Source organism: Clostridium sp. UBA4548, assembly GCF_002387895.1.
Taxonomy (GTDB): domain Bacteria; phylum Bacillota; class Clostridia; order Clostridiales; family Clostridiaceae; genus Clostridium_J.
Genome location: NZ_DGLI01000044.1, coordinates 27,530 through 44,319 on the forward strand (window position 1 = coordinate 27,530; position 16,790 = coordinate 44,319).

General features: G+C 30.1%; 19 protein-coding genes. 4 read left to right on the forward strand and 15 right to left on the reverse strand.

The window, feature by feature from the left end:
- Window positions 1-17: 17 nt before the first annotated feature.
- The 3 genes from cobU to B3040_RS15570 all read right to left on the reverse strand — a co-directional run bounded on the left by cobU (window position 18) and on the right by B3040_RS15570 (window position 2,322).
- Entirely contained in the window at window positions 18-566 is a 549-nt protein-coding gene (gene cobU / locus B3040_RS15560) for a bifunctional adenosylcobinamide kinase/adenosylcobinamide-phosphate guanylyltransferase (protein WP_291575136.1), read from the reverse strand.
- Between the two features lie 18 nt (window positions 567-584).
- Window positions 585-1,172, reverse strand: coding sequence for an alpha-ribazole phosphatase (cobC, locus tag B3040_RS15565; RefSeq protein ID WP_291575138.1), 588 nt, complete (start codon window positions 1,170-1,172; stop codon window positions 585-587).
- Window positions 1,173-1,392: 220 nt separating this feature from the next.
- Complete coding sequence (locus B3040_RS15570; RefSeq protein WP_291575140.1) at window positions 1,393-2,322, reverse strand: metal ABC transporter solute-binding protein, Zn/Mn family; 930 nt, start codon at window positions 2,320-2,322, stop codon at window positions 1,393-1,395.
- Window positions 2,323-2,561: 239 nt separating this feature from the next.
- Here B3040_RS15570 and B3040_RS15575 point away from each other — a divergent pair, with 239 nt between their 5' ends.
- Together B3040_RS15575 and B3040_RS15580 are read left to right on the forward strand one after the other, a co-directional pair.
- Window positions 2,562-3,215, forward strand: coding sequence for a metal ABC transporter ATP-binding protein (locus tag B3040_RS15575; protein ID WP_291575142.1), 654 nt, complete (start codon window positions 2,562-2,564; stop codon window positions 3,213-3,215).
- Window positions 3,216-3,229: 14 nt separating this feature from the next.
- Window positions 3,230-4,024, forward strand: a complete 795-nt coding sequence (locus B3040_RS15580) for a metal ABC transporter permease (RefSeq protein ID WP_291575148.1) — start codon at window positions 3,230-3,232, stop codon at window positions 4,022-4,024.
- 106 nt (window positions 4,025-4,130) lie between these two features.
- Here B3040_RS15580 and B3040_RS15585 read toward each other — a convergent pair whose 3' ends face one another.
- The 5 genes from B3040_RS15585 to B3040_RS15605 all read right to left on the reverse strand — a co-directional run bounded on the left by B3040_RS15585 (window position 4,131) and on the right by B3040_RS15605 (window position 8,130).
- Window positions 4,131-4,277, reverse strand: a complete 147-nt coding sequence (locus B3040_RS15585; protein WP_291575150.1) for a clostri-philic family protein — start codon at window positions 4,275-4,277, stop codon at window positions 4,131-4,133.
- Window positions 4,261-4,419, reverse strand: coding sequence for a hypothetical protein (locus B3040_RS15590; RefSeq protein WP_291575152.1), 159 nt, complete (start codon window positions 4,417-4,419; stop codon window positions 4,261-4,263). The genes B3040_RS15585 and B3040_RS15590 overlap by 17 nt, the downstream gene beginning before the upstream one ends.
- Before the next feature lie 833 nt (window positions 4,420-5,252).
- Complete coding sequence (gene trmB / locus B3040_RS15595) at window positions 5,253-5,924, reverse strand: tRNA (guanosine(46)-N7)-methyltransferase TrmB (protein ID WP_291575154.1); 672 nt, start codon at window positions 5,922-5,924, stop codon at window positions 5,253-5,255.
- Window positions 5,925-5,944: 20 nt separating this feature from the next.
- Window positions 5,945-6,598 (reverse strand): site-2 protease family protein, encoded by a 654-nt coding sequence (locus B3040_RS15600; RefSeq protein WP_291575156.1) that lies wholly within the window; start codon window positions 6,596-6,598, stop codon window positions 5,945-5,947.
- Window positions 6,599-6,753: 155 nt separating this feature from the next.
- The gene (locus tag B3040_RS15605; RefSeq protein WP_291575159.1) at window positions 6,754-8,130 is read right to left on the reverse strand and encodes a PhoH family protein; all 1,377 of its coding nucleotides are present in this window, start codon (window positions 8,128-8,130) and stop codon (window positions 6,754-6,756) included.
- Window positions 8,131-8,320: 190 nt separating this feature from the next.
- Between B3040_RS15605 and B3040_RS15610 the strand changes: the two genes are divergently transcribed.
- Window positions 8,321-8,737: a Fur family transcriptional regulator gene (locus B3040_RS15610; protein WP_291575164.1), complete on the forward strand. Its 417-nt coding sequence runs from the start codon at window positions 8,321-8,323 to the stop codon at window positions 8,735-8,737.
- Window positions 8,738-8,843: 106 nt separating this feature from the next.
- Window positions 8,844-9,788 carry a hypothetical protein gene (locus B3040_RS15615; RefSeq protein ID WP_291575168.1) on the forward strand — a complete coding sequence of 315 codons (945 nt, stop codon included), beginning with the start codon at window positions 8,844-8,846 and terminating at the stop codon, window positions 9,786-9,788.
- Window positions 9,789-10,145: 357 nt separating this feature from the next.
- Here the strand turns inward: B3040_RS15615 and B3040_RS15620 are convergent, their stop codons facing one another.
- From B3040_RS15620 to lon, 7 genes are all read right to left on the reverse strand, one after another.
- Window positions 10,146-10,961 carry a hypothetical protein gene (locus B3040_RS15620; protein ID WP_291575170.1) on the reverse strand — a complete coding sequence of 272 codons (816 nt, stop codon included), beginning with the start codon at window positions 10,959-10,961 and terminating at the stop codon, window positions 10,146-10,148.
- Window positions 10,962-11,157: 196 nt separating this feature from the next.
- Window positions 11,158-11,382 carry a hypothetical protein gene (locus tag B3040_RS15625; RefSeq protein ID WP_291575176.1) on the reverse strand — a complete coding sequence of 75 codons (225 nt, stop codon included), beginning with the start codon at window positions 11,380-11,382 and terminating at the stop codon, window positions 11,158-11,160.
- Between the two features lie 67 nt (window positions 11,383-11,449).
- A complete protein-coding gene (locus B3040_RS15630) occupies window positions 11,450-11,686 on the reverse strand; it encodes a hypothetical protein (protein ID WP_291575179.1) in 237 nt (78 codons plus the stop codon).
- Between the two features lie 173 nt (window positions 11,687-11,859).
- Window positions 11,860-12,270, reverse strand: a complete 411-nt coding sequence (locus tag B3040_RS15635) for a hypothetical protein (RefSeq protein ID WP_291575181.1) — start codon at window positions 12,268-12,270, stop codon at window positions 11,860-11,862.
- Window positions 12,271-12,706: 436 nt separating this feature from the next.
- Window positions 12,707-13,435: a CPBP family intramembrane glutamic endopeptidase gene (locus B3040_RS15640; RefSeq protein ID WP_291575183.1), complete on the reverse strand. Its 729-nt coding sequence runs from the start codon at window positions 13,433-13,435 to the stop codon at window positions 12,707-12,709.
- A gap of 262 nt (window positions 13,436-13,697) precedes the next feature.
- Entirely contained in the window at window positions 13,698-14,303 is a 606-nt protein-coding gene (yihA, locus tag B3040_RS15645) for a ribosome biogenesis GTP-binding protein YihA/YsxC (RefSeq protein WP_291575185.1), read from the reverse strand.
- Window positions 14,293-16,626, reverse strand: coding sequence for an endopeptidase La (gene lon, locus B3040_RS15650; RefSeq protein WP_291575187.1), 2,334 nt, complete (start codon window positions 16,624-16,626; stop codon window positions 14,293-14,295). Before lon ends, yihA begins: the two co-directional genes overlap by 11 nt.
- Between the last annotated feature and the right edge of the window lie 164 nt (window positions 16,627-16,790).

Below are 16,790 nucleotides of genomic sequence, written 5' to 3' on the forward strand. Positions count from 1 at the left end.
ATCTATTCCTCATTTTTCTATTTTAACTTTAATGGTAATCCACAGGCAGTAAAATACACTTCATCACACAACTTTGCTATATGTTGATTTGTAAATCCTGCAATATCCCTATAAATTCTACCTAATTTATATTCTGGAACAAGCCCACTTCCGACCTCATTAGTAACCATGACTAAATTCTTTTTTTCTTCTCTTGTAGCTTTAATTAAATTTGTAAATTGAATCTTTATTTTGTTCTGAAGTTCATCTACTTCTTCCATAGTCATATTATCAAAATCCAGATTTTTTTCAAACATTAGGTTGGTTACCATTATAGTAACACAATCTAAAAGTACATTATTATGCTTTGTATCCTTTATAACTTTTTCCAAATCTTGAAACCCTTCATAAGTTGTCCATTTATTATTTCTTGAATTTATATGTTTATTTATTCTATCTCTCATTTCTTCATCTGTAATTATTGCTGTTGCAATATATAGTACATCATCCGTATCTTTAAAAAGACTTTCAGCAAAGGTACTTTTACCACTTCTACTTCCGCCTGTTACTAAAGTAATTTTGTTCATTATAAATCCTCCTATATTTTAACAATGAGTAATAGAATCAATATATAAATTTCCATACTCATATTTAATTATTGCTAAGTCACAGTTTTTGCACCCAAAGCCCCAAAACAAATCTAAGTTACCGCCAAGAACATAACTATATATAGCTCTCATTGCTCCACTGTGTGAAACTATTAAAACATTATCATACTTTTTTTCTAAAAGATCACTCATAAAGCTACTAATCCTTTTGTATAACTGAGTGTAACTTTCGCCATTTGGAGGAGCAAACTCTTTCCAGTTGTCTTTCCATATTTCACATTCTGTTGGGTACTGTCTTAAAAGCTCACTGTAATTTTTCCCTTCAAAATCACCAAAATCAACTTCCATAAGCCTCTTATCCTCTTGAACCTTTAAATCCCTTAAAGGATTGATTATATCCAAAGTTTCCTTAGTTCTTTTTGCAGGACTTACATAAACACAATCAAATGCTATACTCTTCAAGTTCTCCTTCACCTTATATGCTTGAGATATTCCTTCCTCATTTAAACTACAGTCTATTGAGCCATAATAAGTGTTTTTTTCGTTTTGCTGAGACTTTCCATGTCTTAATAAATAAATATCCATTAATTATCACCACCCTATTATCTCATATCCTATATTACTTTTATTTTTATTAAAACTCAATAATAACTTTTTAAACTGAAAACCAAAGGATATTTCCATTGAAATTTGTTATATTGTTACGCCAATGTAAATAAAATCTTATGAAAAATAAAAGAAAGTCTTTATTTTGCAATAAAAACTTTCTTTACTTACTAGATTAATATATTTTTTTATAGTAAGTTTACTTTAAACTATTATATATAGTTTCTACATTGTATTTCATAGCTTCTACAAAAGTTTTATTTTCCTCATTGCTATGAAGAGTGTATATTTTCTCAGTTTTGCCCTTTACTTCTCTTGCCAAAGTTTCAGAAATTTCAGGACTTACTAGAGCCTCTGTAAAAATCACTTTAACATTATTCTTCTTTACATAACTTACAAGTTCTTCTAACTTCTTAGGAGAAGGTTCCCCTTCTGCAAAAACATCTTCTATACTGTTTTGCTCTAAACCTAAATCTTTACAAAGATACCCAAAAGTTGCATGGCCTGTAACAAAACTTTTATTAGTAAGTTCCTCGAACTTTTGCTTATAAGTATTCAATATATCATTCATCGAAGCTTCAAAAGCTTTATAGTTTTCTTCATAGTAGCTTTTATTATCTGGATCTACCTTTACTAAAGCCTCCATTATGTTCTTTCCTTGGACTTTAGAAGATTCTATCCCTAGCCAAGTATGTGGGTCATATTCCCCATGTTCATCCTCATTTTCTTCTTCTTTTTCTTCTCTATGTTCTTCAGCTTTTAATAGTTCCACACCCTTTGATGCATCTACAAGTTGAAGGTTAGAATTTTTTATAGACTTAAGAACCTTATTACTCCAGCTCTCCATTCCAGCTCCGTTTATAACAAAAATATCTCCCTGTTCTATATTTACCATATCTTTAGCTTTTGGCTCAAAATCATGTGGCTCTGAACCTTCTGGTACCACATTATAAATTTCTACTTTATCTTTTCCTATTTCATCTACAAGCGACTTCATTCCATAGAATGAGGTTACTACCTTTACTTTTCCTGAATCATTACTTGTTTTTACCACGTTATTATTGCTACAACCTATAAAGGTTGTCATAACCATTATAGCTACTATAGATATCAATGTCCTTTTTTTCATAAATACACTCCTTTATTGCAATTAATTTGCATCTAGTACTATTATAATTTCTTTTACTTATAATGTAAATATATTTTAAGAAATTAATGCAAATCATTTGCAATATCTTATATTTTTATTATATAATCATTAAGTAACTATTATCAAATAATGTATAATTTATTCATTATCTAGATAACTTACTTAATAAATTTGTTTTATTTGGACATTATTGTAATATACATGAAAGGAGTACTTGTATGATTGAAGTGAATAACATTTCTTTTTCTTATAATAATGCAAAACCTTATCTTATTAATAATCTATACTTTACTCTTCCAACAGGTAGTTATGTATCAGTTATTGGTGAGAACGGTAGTGCTAAAACTACATTAATTAAACTTATGGTTGGAATACTAAAGCCTATAAATGGCTCTATTAATATAAAGTCATCTAGTATTGGATATGTTCCACAAAAATTAGATAATTTTAATTCACAATTTCCCATTACAGTCTATGAAGTTTTAAATACTCACAGAAAAATTTTAAAGCTTAAAGATAAAACCTGCATTACAGATGCATTAAAATCTGTGGGGATGTTAGATTACACTAATAGCCTTATTGGAAACTTATCTGGTGGCCAACAACAAAAGGTTTTTATTGCTAAAGCATTGATTGGTGATAGGGATATACTTATATTAGATGAACCCTCTACAGGTGTAGATAATAAAAGTATGAAGGAAATTTATAATATCATCACACATTTGAATAAAAATCATGGCATTACTGTGATTTCCATAGAGCATAATTTAGATACTGCCATTAAAAATTCTTCTCATATTTTAAGTATGGAAAATGGTAGTGGTACGCTCTATCCCTTAGATGAGTATTTAAATAACCATCATATAATTTAAGTTGGAGGTTGCAAATGTTTCAATATGAATTTATGCAAAATGCTTTTTTAGCAGGAGTTTTTATATCTATACTTTGCCCCTTAGTTGGAGTTTTTTTAGTTCTTAAACGCTATTCCATGATGGGTGACACTTTAGCTCATTCATCTTTTGCAGGAGTTGCTATTGGCTTAGTTTTTGGGTTTAATCCAATAGTATCTTCCTTTATTTTTACAAGTATATGTGGTGTTTTAATAGAATACTTAAGAGATTATTATAAAAAATATGCAGAACTTATTCTTTCAATAATCTTGACCTTTAGTATTGGTGTTGGTATTACACTTATCAGTACTGGAAAAACTGGTGGAAATGTTAATACTTTTTTATTTGGAAGTATTCTTACCGTGACTAAAAATGATTTAGTTACTATGCTTATTCTTAGCATACTTTCTATAATATTGCTATCAACCCTATATCACAAGCTAATTTATATAACTTTTGATGAAGAAGGTGCCAAGGTTGCAGGAATAAATGTTAAACTAATTAATTATATTTTTGCTCTATTAGTTGGAGCAACTATTTCTGTTTCCATACGTATTATGGGTATTTTAGTAATGTCCTCAATGATAGCACTTCCAGTTGCAGCTGCTTTGCAGCTTAATAGAGGTTTTAAGGACACTTTATTACTATCATTACTATTTGGATTTATTGACATCATCACTGGCTTAATTTTGTCTTATTATATTAACTGTGCTCCTGGTGGAACCATTGCACTAGTTTCTGTATTTGTTCTTGTTTTTGTTATTGTTTTTAAAAAAGTCATAATAAAATAAAAGTTCCCCTTAAAGTATATAAACTTTAAGGGGATTTTTCTTTTATATAACTATTTAATTGTTAGATCAAGCTAAGTCATATCTTAATTCTTCTAATTCTGAACACCTATTTATTAGGATTTCCATCTAATTCATCATAATGTGGTTTTATTTTCTCGTCTCCTCTATTATTCTGATTTTTATGAAGCCTTTGCCTTCTCTCACCCTTTTGCATTCCTTGATTTTCTTTATGTTGCTTATTTAATTCTGTCATCTTCATCTCTCCTTTCATGAAAATTATTTTTTGCCGAAAGAGAGATTTCTATACAATATAATAGAAAGATACTTGTTACATGAATCTTTAAGTTACTCTTAATTTCATTACGACATACTATGTTTTTTAGATGATTACTCACTTTATTCCCTCCTAAAAATTTAAAAGTAACCAAAGTAGTCATATACAAATCAAAAGGTACCTTTGCTTTCCTACAAACAAAACTTCATAATTATCTAGATCACTTTATATTGTCTCATGACAATTGATTAATATTTATTTTTCCACAGGTCTAATATTGAGAATAAAAATACCTATTAGATTGCACGCTCTCTAATAGGTATTTTAAATGCTTTAATTTTAAGTAATTTTAATCTGACACAACTAACTGTACACTATAAAAATTGTTTTGAAAACCATCTACCATACAACAGCCTTCAAACCCTCATTCTTCCGTCTCCATTTTTCTTCCATTATAAATAAAGTTTTGAAAAAAATCTACTAAAATTCTCATATTAAATCTCTCAAACCGCTAATTTTATATAAAAAAAGTCTTTAAAAACCAATCATAATTTCTACTTTTCCTCTCTAAATTCCTATCAATCTTCTATCAAAACTCTATCTTTCATCCTACTATTTTCCTCATATTGATTCCCCAATTCTCTTCTTTTATTCCTACTTTTTCTCATGCGTCCTATCGGACTTTGTTCTCCCAAAGATGGCGTAGCCAGTGAGATTTCATAATAATTCTGTCTATTTTAAACCTATCTTCTTCTCTATCTTTGACTGATACACTGGGAGAGATGTAGTAGCGGAAGCTCTGGTTTATGCTTTGGAAAGAGGCTTGGGAGGTTGTACGGAGATATGTTTGAAATAAAAATAATCCACGTTAAAACCAATATATGGCTCGAACGTGGATATTTCTGTTCAAAACTTTATTTATATATTCAAGACTATTTTTTGATTTTCAAGAGATTATTTGTTGGGGACAACTAACTTTGCAACTAAGAACATAGTTTTCATTCCCATAGAAGTAAATTTAGCCTCATATTCAGTAACCACATTATTCTCGAAGCCACTAGAGTGAAGGTTATAGGTTAAAAAGTTTATTTCAAAACCACTTTCTTTAAAGTAATTGATAGAATCCTCAAATAAACCAGTATCATCAGTTTTAAACCAAATTTCACCGCCTAGTTTTAAAAACTTTTTATATTGTTCTAAAAATTTTGTGTGAGTTAATCTTCTTTTATTATGTCTTTCCTTGGGCCAAGGGTTACAGAAATTAATATATATTTTAGAGATTTCATCCTTTGCAAAAACATTATCAATAAGCATTATATTTAACGGCATTAGTCTTACGTTAATATCCTTATCTTGAAGTTTCTCCTCTGCTCTAAGTTTTTTAACTTTTCTTAAAGCATTAACTAGAACTTCATCCTTTAAATCTATACCTACATAATTGATCTCATGATTTTGCTTCGAGCGCTGCGCTATATGTCCTCCCATGCCACAACCTAACTCTAAGTGTATCTCATTATTGTTTTCAAAGTTTTCATTCCACTTTCCCATATGATTATATTGGTCAGTTATAACAATATGGCTTGCTTCCATTTCAGGTCTTGCCCAATGTTTTTTTCTTAAACGCATAAAGTTTCTACTCCTCTTGTTTATATTATTGATGTAATTATTTTAACTAAAAATCCAAATAAAGCATTTCCAGGTACTCCAACTAAAAAGTCTAAAATAGAGTATCCACCTATTAATGGAAGTATTAAAATAATAAAAATTATCATTTGATATCTGTAAAGCATAGTTGAAAACTTATATAAACCTTTTGGAAACAAATCATTTATTATTCTGAATCCATCAAATCCAGGTACTGGTATTAAGTTCAGAAAAAACCATAGACAATTTAACCAAGCAGTTAGATAAATTATTGTTGATATAATATTATATAGGTTTTCATTAGCTAAACTAAGCTTGCTAAATAATACTAAGGCTATCACTGCCAAAAAAGCAATTACTAAGTTAGCTAGTGGTCCTGCTAAAGATACTTTTAAATCATCCTTAAAATAGTTTTTAAACACCTGTGGATTTGTTTCTACAGGCTTTGCCCAACCAAAGCCAACAAGTAAAATCATAATAAACCCTACAATATCTACATGTGCAAAAGGGTTTAGAGTGAGCCTCCCTTGATATTTAGGAGTATCATCTCCAAGCTTAACAGCTACAATTGCATGTGCATATTCATGAAAGGTAAAAGCTAATAAAATAGCTGGAATTATTAATATTTTGTCTAATAAATAACTATTAACATCCATATAAAAGTCCTCCTTGAAGGGATAATTAAATCCATTATACCATATTAACTCATAATATTATTATAGTTATTTATTATTTAAAATCAAGTTAGTTAATTATTTATAGTAAGTATTGTTATTTTAAAAAGTTACATAAAAAAAGGCCTAAGGCCTTTTTATAATTTTTGTGCAGCTTCATATGCTAAAGGAGATCTTTCACACTCATCAAACTTAAGTGTAACTTGGTAACAAAGTTCGCTACCTTTCATTTTTTCAGATGCATAACATAGTCCATTAGACCTAGAGTCCATAAATGGATGATCAATCTGATCTGGATCACCAATAAGTATTAACTTAGTTCCTTCTCCAACCCTTGTTGTTATTGCTTTAACTTGCTTTGGCGAAAGATTTTGGGCCTCATCAATAATAACCCAGTTCTTAACTATAGATCTCCCTCTTAAATATGCCACTGCTTCTGTAGTTATAATTCTTCTATCAAACAACTCTTTTATTTTATCCTGCAATTCCTTTTCATTCTTATACCTTTCTTTTTCATCAGAATCAACTAATATCTCTAAATTATCAAAGATTGGCCTCATGAAAGGTGCTATTTTTTCTTCCTCTGAACCTGGTAGAAATCCAATTTCCTCATCCATAGTTACATTTGGTCTACAAACTAATATTCTTCTAAACTGTCCTGTATTTTCCTCTATAATCTTTTGTAATCCTGTTGCTAGAGAAAATAATGTTTTGGCTGTACCCGCTGGCCCCTTTATAATAACTAATGGAGCTTTAATTGGATCTGTGTACAAAGCTTCAAGCATGAATTTTTGACCTATATTTCTTGGGCTCAGTCCTAGAGGTTTAATATCCTTATAATATAATGGAACTATTTTTTTTCCATCAAATCTTCCCAAGGCAGTTTGTTTTGTATTTTCCATTGAATGCATGAGAACGAATTGGTTAGTGTATATTTCCGGTTTATAGTACTCCTCTCGTTCAATGGAATAGCATAAAGCGTCATCTGGACTTAAGGATTTTTTGGCATAATACTCTTCAAGTTTATAAGAGGGAACATATACTTCTAATCTTCCAGTATATTGGCTGTCGTTTTCTGGGACTACCTTTTCATAGTAATCTTCACTTTTTATATTTACCGTGTCCGCCTTAATTCTTTCAAATATATCCTTAGTAATAAGAATTACATCCTCACCTAAGTCTTTTAAGGCTTTGCATACCTGTAGTATTCTATTATCGGGTTTTTCTTTTTCCCATGCCGGTGGCATTTTAGTATCATAATGGTTCATTTCTACCCTTAAGATCCCCCCATTGGGAAGAAGAACCCCTTTACATAAATTCCCCTCTTTTCGTAATCTATCAATAGTTCTTGCTGCATGCCTTGCATTAGCGCCTAAATCAGTTTTATCTTTTTTAAAATTATCTAATTCTTCAAGAACTACTTCTGGTATTACTACATCATTATCTCCAAAGGATAATAATGCCCCTGATGAATAAAGAATAACATTGGTATCTAATACATAAGTTTTCTTCAAGCTACTTCTCCTCCTCTCCTATATTACTAATATATGTAAAACTTTTTATAATTGAATAAAAACATGAATAATTTAAAAAACTTTTTTTATCAAAAAAATACATAATTCCATGCTGTAATGATATAATTCCTTTGACAATGGATAATACTTATTATATAATAGATATAATCAAATAGTGAGGTAAATGCACATGGATAATTTTACACAGATTTTTAAAGAGAAAAAGTTAAAACTTACTCCTCAACGTATAGCTGTTTATAAGTACTTGATGTCTACCAAAGAACATCCTTCTGCTGAAACTATATACAATGCACTGCAAGAAGAATACCCAACTATGAGTCTTGCTACTGTATATAAAGCTCTTAAGGTTTTAGTAGAAGTAGGGTTAATTCAAGAAATAAATGTTGGTGAAGGAACTTTCCGTTATGACGGTAATATAGCTCCTCATCCTCATATTCATTGTATTAATTGTCTTAGAGTAGATGATATAGAAGGAATATCCTTCTCATTCTTAAACGATGAAGTAAAGAATCATACAAATTACAACATTCTTACTAATCAAGTATATTTTTATGGACTATGCCAAAGCTGCAATAAGGAAAAATAATTTTTAGGGATTAGCATCTGCTAGTCCTTTTTTTTATTTAAATTTGCAATTATAATTAATTTATTTTCCACATATAACATATACATTAATTAAGGGGGGTGTTTATATGAAATCTAAAAAGATATCATTTAATAGGAACTACTGTTTCAGTTTTATTATATTGGCTTTATTGTTATGTGCTTCAATTGCGCTTTTTAAATACTCTAACTCATCATCAGCAACTTTTTTTACCTCTGTTGAAGATAGCAAAACTATACAGGATGATTTGAATGGAGATGGCAAGAAGGATATTTTATATGTTAAAAAAGATGATAAAAATTATTATATTCAAATTAATCTCCATGATGGTACTAGCTATGCTTTGGATCCTAGTTCTAATTTTCCAACCCTAGGAGATTCCCTTGATTATTGGCCTATGAAAGTTACTACTTTAGATGCATCAAGAAATAATATAAAAGAAATTTTTCTGCAGTCTTCCTTTCATGGAAAACCTATTCAACACATGTTCCTTTGGAATGGGAAAAAGTATGATGATATTTTTTGTTCTAATAATAATATCTTCGGTTTTGTAGATAGTAAAAATAATAAAACTCCAAGAATTATTTCAGCAAATATTTATAATGGTGAGATATCATATAATAGCTATATTTTTGTAAAAGATAAACTGAAACAATTTAATTATAATTATCCTACAAATTATATAGGTATGGATATAATTACCAATTTCATTTCTTTAGTTCAAAGCTTTCCTAATGAATCTTTAACATTACCACCATACTTTTATCATAATATCAGTGGAAGCGACTTGAACTTACTCTATGGAACAGCTAACAATAGTATGTCCTATTCTTTTGAAGATGGATTATTTAAAGACTTAAGTTGGGATTCTAATGGAGTACCTCATGAGGTCAAGTGGTCACTTAACTTTAAAAGCACATCTTTATCTAATTCTAAGACTGCTAAAGCTATTACTTTTGATTTACTGCTTACAAAGTTTACCAACACTGATGGAACCTTCACTTACAAGATTACATCTTTAAATTTAAGATAAAAAAGGGACCTTTTAAGGTCCCAAGGGGGATGGGGGGGTTCTCTAAAATATAAACTTTAGAGATTATGGAGATTTTAACTCCTATTACATTTATTATTGTTACCCAGTTCTGAAGTTTTATTCATTTAAAGTAAAATTTTTATTTGAAAGTAAATTTTTTAATGCTTATGGCTCTATTTAAAATTAGTGTTATTAGTTAAAATGATTTTGTTTTCATATGATTTTAAAGTATTCATTACAAACTTTCATTTTAAAGTCACCTTTATCGATGTGGTGCTTAATTAAAATATGGCCTTAAGTTTCTTCAATTGTAAAATGCCCATAAATTATGTGATTTATGGGCATTTGTAATTTATTTTAAATTTTTAGCAGTTTTTCTAAAGTTTTCAATTTATTAGGATCAATTAATTTAATTAAAATATTTACCAATTCATAAAGTTCATTCTCGTTTAACTTTGCATTTGGTTTAAAAACATTTTCTTGTATAATTTCTCCATCCTGTACTGCTGCTTCTCCATTGCCTTCATCTTCATCGTTTTCCTCATCATTAATAGTGATATTATCAAAATCTATATTATTAAAGTCAATATTATCAAAATCTATATTGCTGAAATCTATACTATTAACACTATTTAAAATTGAGTTAAAATCCAAGTTAGATAGTATTTGTTCTATTGATTGTTCTTGTTTCTGATGATTACTAATTACTCTCTCCATTTTTTGCTCTGTTTTCTTATTGTCATTATTAAGTAAACCACTAAACACATCCCTTAAAGCGTCCTTATCTGCTTCACTTATGTTTGATAGTATATCCTTCAAGCTAGTTGCCTGTGGTTCAGGTTGTTTTTGCTGCGGTTGTTGCCCCTGATTTCCTGTTAATCCTTGAAGTGCATTCATTATTCCACCAATTCCACCAAGTGCAGAAAGAGGATCAGCTCCTCCTTGATTTCCTCCATTGCCACCCATTAAGCCTGATAGAAGGGAACCCATTCCATTTCCTCCTCCTCCTCCAAGTCCTCCTAAGGATGAAAGCAACCCTGCCATTCCATTCATGCCTCCGCCCATACCTCCACCTAGCATATCACCTAAGCCTCCAAATCCAGGCATTGGTGCAGGTAGCTGTTGATTATTGTTTGAATCACTATGTCTTCTTCTATGCTTATGTTTTCCCATAAACTCACCTCTTTTTAATATAGGAGGGCAACTTTACCCTCCTACTATTTTAAATATTTATAATTTTAAAAAGCAATCCATGTTTTCACATGGACTGCTAAAACTCTTATCTTTCTAGAAACCCCCCACCATGGGCCATGGTTTACACATCTCACTTATCTTTTGTTGAATCTTTATTTAGTTCTTAAGCTTCTGACTAGCAGCAGCATCCACCATAGTTGTTATTTCCTTTTTTATTGTTATATGGTGAATTTCCAGATCCATTGCATCCACATAACCAGTATAAGAATAATAATGTTAATGCATTCTTAGCAACTGGATTGTTATGAGTGTCTAAAAGGTTAAGGTTATTCAATATAGCAATTACTAATAAAATTGTACATGGTTCAAAATTAAATCTTTGATTTCCGCATCCACACATAGTTTATCTCTCCTTTTATAAGCATTTAGTATCTTGTAGCTTTTGTATTATTATATTCCTTCGTTAATTAGCAGCAGCAAACTTTTACTTTTCTTTTTCTACATCTGCAACGGTTCTCTCTATATGGAGCTACATTGCTTGCATTATTGTTATTGCATCCGCATAACCAGTAAAGAAGTAATAAAGTTAATGCATTTTTAGCTGTTGGTGAGTCATTTAGTAATCCTTGATTTCCTAATATAGCGATTACTAATAAAATTGTGCAAGGTTGAAAGTTAAATCTTTGATTTCCGCATCCACACATGGTTGAATCCTCCCATTTATAATTTATTTTTTTCTTAACTTTTGATCTTTTTACATTTTAAGTTTAGTTTGTTTTTTTCTTTGTCTTCTGAAATTATACATATTCATTCATTGTTTATTCACTTGATATTCTTTTGATATTCTAACTCTTTAGTTGTTTTATAGTTAATATCTTTAGCATCCTTTTCTAATTAAAAAAATTGCAGCTAATATGGCAATTGTGCAGATATTTATTCCACAGCCGCATCCACCAAGTAGACCTCCGCCATATCCACGGTTTCCGTAACCTGCATTACCGAAGCAACATGGGTCTATTTCTATACAGCAGCAATCTTTACATTTGTGTTTTTTGTGTTTCTTACAGCAGCAGTCATCATAATCATAATCATAATCACAGCAGCAGTTATTATAGCCATTGCCATAACCTCTACCATTGCAGTAGCAACTAAAGAAAATTAAAAATAATATTACCCATATTAATAACTTTCTATTGCCACCTAATAATGATGATATTCCTGATGTGCCTTCTGCCTGTGAAGAATCCATGCCCGCTAATAGGTTTAATAAACTTGAATAGTTTTCCATAGCTCTTCCTCCTTTACCAGAAGACTCAGTTAATTTTTATCTTTTGTATACTATATACTATGGATTAGCTTTCGTTTTTGACACTATTTTAAATTTTCCTTTTAAAAATTTTTAAAACTTTTTCTTATGTTTAGTTTACTTTTCATATTCCTTTGCTTAATAACATATTATTATTAAGTACTTTTTTTGTTACTAAATAATAAAAAAACAAAACCAACTTTNNAAAGTTGGTTTTGTTTTTTTACTGATTCTTGACATCAAGAATTTACTTATTAATTCACTATTTTATGGTATAAAGTGATTTATCACTAGTTACATTTACATTAACATACTAATAGATTGCATAATTTTTTGATTCTTAATCCCTCATTTCATAAGTAACTTCACTTACTTGTAGGTAATTTTTGTCCAGTATACTATACAAAATTACTCCAATCTAAACTAATTTTGAAACAAATAAAAATGTGGTAGTAAGCATATTAACAAAGAAGTGATTAAAAACAGCATACCAGTAACCTTTTTTCTCAATTAAGTAACAGTTATAGAAGCTTATAACAAACAACATTCCCAAAGCAGCTAAGTTATTATGAACAGTTGCAAATATTAAGCTTACTAGAAGGGCACTTAATATAAACCCAATACTTCCCTTAAAGACTTTTCTAAATATCTTTTCAAATAAAATATATCTAAAAACATACTCCTCTACAATCGGAGCAAAAATTATTACTGAAGGTGTAGCAATTAAAAATTTTGCAATATCATAACTAGCCAAACTGTCTATAACTTCTTGTGTTTTTAGTTCAATACCTAGAGCATTAAGTAAAAATTGTGTAATTAGTGAAACTAAAAACACCATTCCATATCCAACTAAGGCATACCTAACTCCACTAAAAAATTTAAATTCTCTTATAGAAAAACCATAGGTGAAGTAATCATTATCTCCACGGAAATTACCTTTCATTCTATACATAATGATCAACACAATAGCAAAAGGTAGCACATTTGATTGCATACTAGGTATTATAAAAATTAAGCCTAAGTAAGCAATCATAATAATAATATTTATACTCTTTGAGTATTTTCTCCATTTAACTGTTCTTACAAACACAATTAACGGAACTACGTACAACAATAGTACTATAAGAATATTTATTAATATCTCCATAAAAACCTCCAATTTATTTTTCGTACTACTAATATTATTCAATTCAACTACTTTCCATTCCTAAGAAATGTGATGAATCTTATATGTTATTATTGTTTTCTCACAATAATAACATGCTAATATTATTAAGATACATTTAACAGATTTTCACCTTAGTAAGTTTAAATTTCCATAATGTAATAAATTCATAATACTTATATAAGTATTATATCATACCGCTATAAAATAAAGAGTACCTATTATTTGTTAGGTACTCTTTATTCTAAACTTCAGTATTATCTTCTAGGTATATATCTCCGAAAACTTCTCCAAGTAGTTCTTCTTTCCCTTCCTTTTTTAAAGATGAGAAAAATAGAATTTTTTCATCCTTGTTAAGTTTTAATGCTTCTCGAATTACTTTTACACTTCTTTGAAGTTCATTTTTTGTAAGCTTATCCTTCTTTGTAGCTACTACAACAACTTCATAGCCGTAATGTTTAATCCATTCATACATAAGTATATCATCACCTGTTGGCTTATGTCTTGAATCTACTAAAAGCAATACCTTCTTTAATTGGGGGCGATTTATAAGATATTTTTCCATCATACTTCCCCAGCTGGCTTTTTCACTTTTTGAGACCTTAGCATAACCATACCCAGGTAAATCAACAAAATAAAATTCATTGTTAATTAAGAAGAAATTAATTAGTCTTGTCTTTCCTGGGGTTCCACTTACTTTTACAAGCTTTCTTCTGTTGGTAAGTGTATTAATCAAGGATGATTTTCCAACATTGGATCTGCCAACGAAAGCAATTTCTATTCTATTATCCGTAGGATATTGATCTGGCTTTACAGCCGACGTAATAAATTCTGATTGTTTAATTTCCATGTTCTATCTCTCCAATTAGTGCATTTTGTAGTACATCGTCTACTTTATCTGCAATTATAAATTTAATTTTTGACTTAACTGCTTTTGGCACATTCTCTAAATCCTTTTTATTATCTTTTGGAATAATTATTGTTTTTATGCCCATTCTATAAGCTGCTAAACTTTTTTCCTTTAGCCCACCTATTGGTAAAACTCTTCCTGTTAATGTTATTTCTCCCGTCATTGCTACTTTGTGGTTTACTTTTCTTCCATTTAAAGCAGAAATCATAGCAGTTACCATTGTTACCCCTGCTGAAGGACCATCTTTAGGAATAGCACCTTCTGGGATATGGATATGAATATCTTTTTTCTTATGGAAGTCTTTATCTATTCCATACTTATCTGCATTTGCTCTTACATAACTAAATCCGGCCTTGGCAGATTCCTTCATTATATCCCCAAGTTGACCTGTAAGTTGTAACTTACCGTCGCCTTCCATTACAGTAACTTCTACTGGTAAGGTGTCTCCACCGTATCCTGTCCAAGCTAGACCTGTTACTACCCCTATCTTATCTTCTTTATCTAGATCATCATAGGTATATATTACTGGCCCTAGATATTTCTTTATTAAATTAGAATTTATAATAATTTTATTCTTATCTTTCTCTACTAATTCTGTTATACCTTTTCTAATAACTGAAGCAATTTTTCTCTCTAGAGCTCTAACCCCAGTCTCCCTAGTATAATTTTCAACTAGTGTACTTATAGCATTATCTTGAACTAATAATTTGCCATCCTCCACATTATGCTCTTTTAATAACTTAGGAAGAAGATGTGCTTTTGCTATTTGAAATTTCTCTTCAGTAGTATATCCAGATACTTCAATGATTTCCATTCTATCTAATAATGGTCTTGATATGCCTTCTAAAGAGTTTGCTGTTGTAATAAAAAGTACTTTTGATAAATCAAAATCTAGCTCTAAGTAATGATCTCTGAAAGTAGAATTCTGCTCGCTATCAAGAACTTCAAGCAATGCATCAGCAAGACTTCCCTTAAAATCTGCACCCATTTTATCTATTTCATCAAGTAAGAATAGTGGGTTTTTGTATCCAGCCTGTTTCATACTATAAATTATTCTTCCTGGTATTGCACCAACGTAGGTTTTTCTATGCCCTCTTATTTCTGCTTCATCTTTAACTCCACCAAGACTCATTCTTACAAATTTTCTGCCTAAGGAGTTGGCCACAGATTTTGCTATGGAGGTTTTCCCCACCCCTGGAGGACCTACTAGACAAAGAATTGGCCCCTTTAGAGTTTTACTTATTTTTCTTACTGCTAAGTATTCAATTATTCTTTCCTTAACATCCTCAAGTCCATAATGCTCTTTGTCTAATACTTCTCTGGCATTTTTTATATCTAAATTATCTTTTGTAAACTTATTCCAAGGCAAATCTAAAACCCAGTCTAAATAGGTTTTAATTACTGCACTTTCTTGACTTCCTACGCCTGTACTTTTTAGCCTATTAAATTCATATAAAACCTTATCTTTTGCTTCTTTTGGGAGCTTAGCCTTATAAATTCTTTCTTCATACTGCTTTAATTCCTTACTTTCCTCATCATCTTCACCTAATTCTTCTTGAATCACCTTTAGCTGTTCTCTAAGGTAAAATTCCTTTTGGACCTTATTAACTTTATTTTTTATTTTACTTCCAATAGCTTTTTCTATTTTAAGAACTTCTATCTCATTCTTTATAATTAGTAATAGTTTTTCTAGCCTTTCTTTAACGTCTACTATTTCTATAAGCTCTTGTTTTGCTTCAGTCTTTAGCATTAGAAAGGCTCCAATAATGTCACAATATCTGCCTAGTCCACTTTCTTCTTCAAGCTCAGTGAATATTTCATTTAAACTTTCACCACTTAATTCTAAGTATTCATCAAAAGCTTTATCAATTAATTTTTTATATGCTTCGCATTCATTCTCCTCTTGGCGCGATATGTCCTCTAGAATTTCAATGTCTCCATAAAACATGCCCTTCTCATCAGCAAAATTACTTATTCTTCCTCTTTGTTCCCCTTCCACTAAAACTCTAAGTTGGTCCCCTGGAAGCTTCACAAATTGTTTAATGTGACATATAGTTCCAATATTATATATTTCATCAGCAGAAGGCTCTTCAACCTTTGCATCCCTTTGCGCAACTAAAAAAATCTTTTGATCCGTAGACATTGCTTCTTCAACTGCTGCTACTGATTTTTCTCTTCCTACATCGAAATGTAATACCATATGAGGAAAAATATTAACACCTCGTAATGGGATTACAGGAAGTTTTAAAAAGTTATTCTCCATTGTTCTTCCCTCTTTTCTACATTCATTTTAACAATACTTACTAAAATAAATATTATTAAAATGAGCAATTTTCTTAATACATTTGAAAACCATATTGAAATATTTGCTTTTTTCATCTCTAAGCTATTGAATCATCGAATTTCAAGTTTATAGCATATAATTAC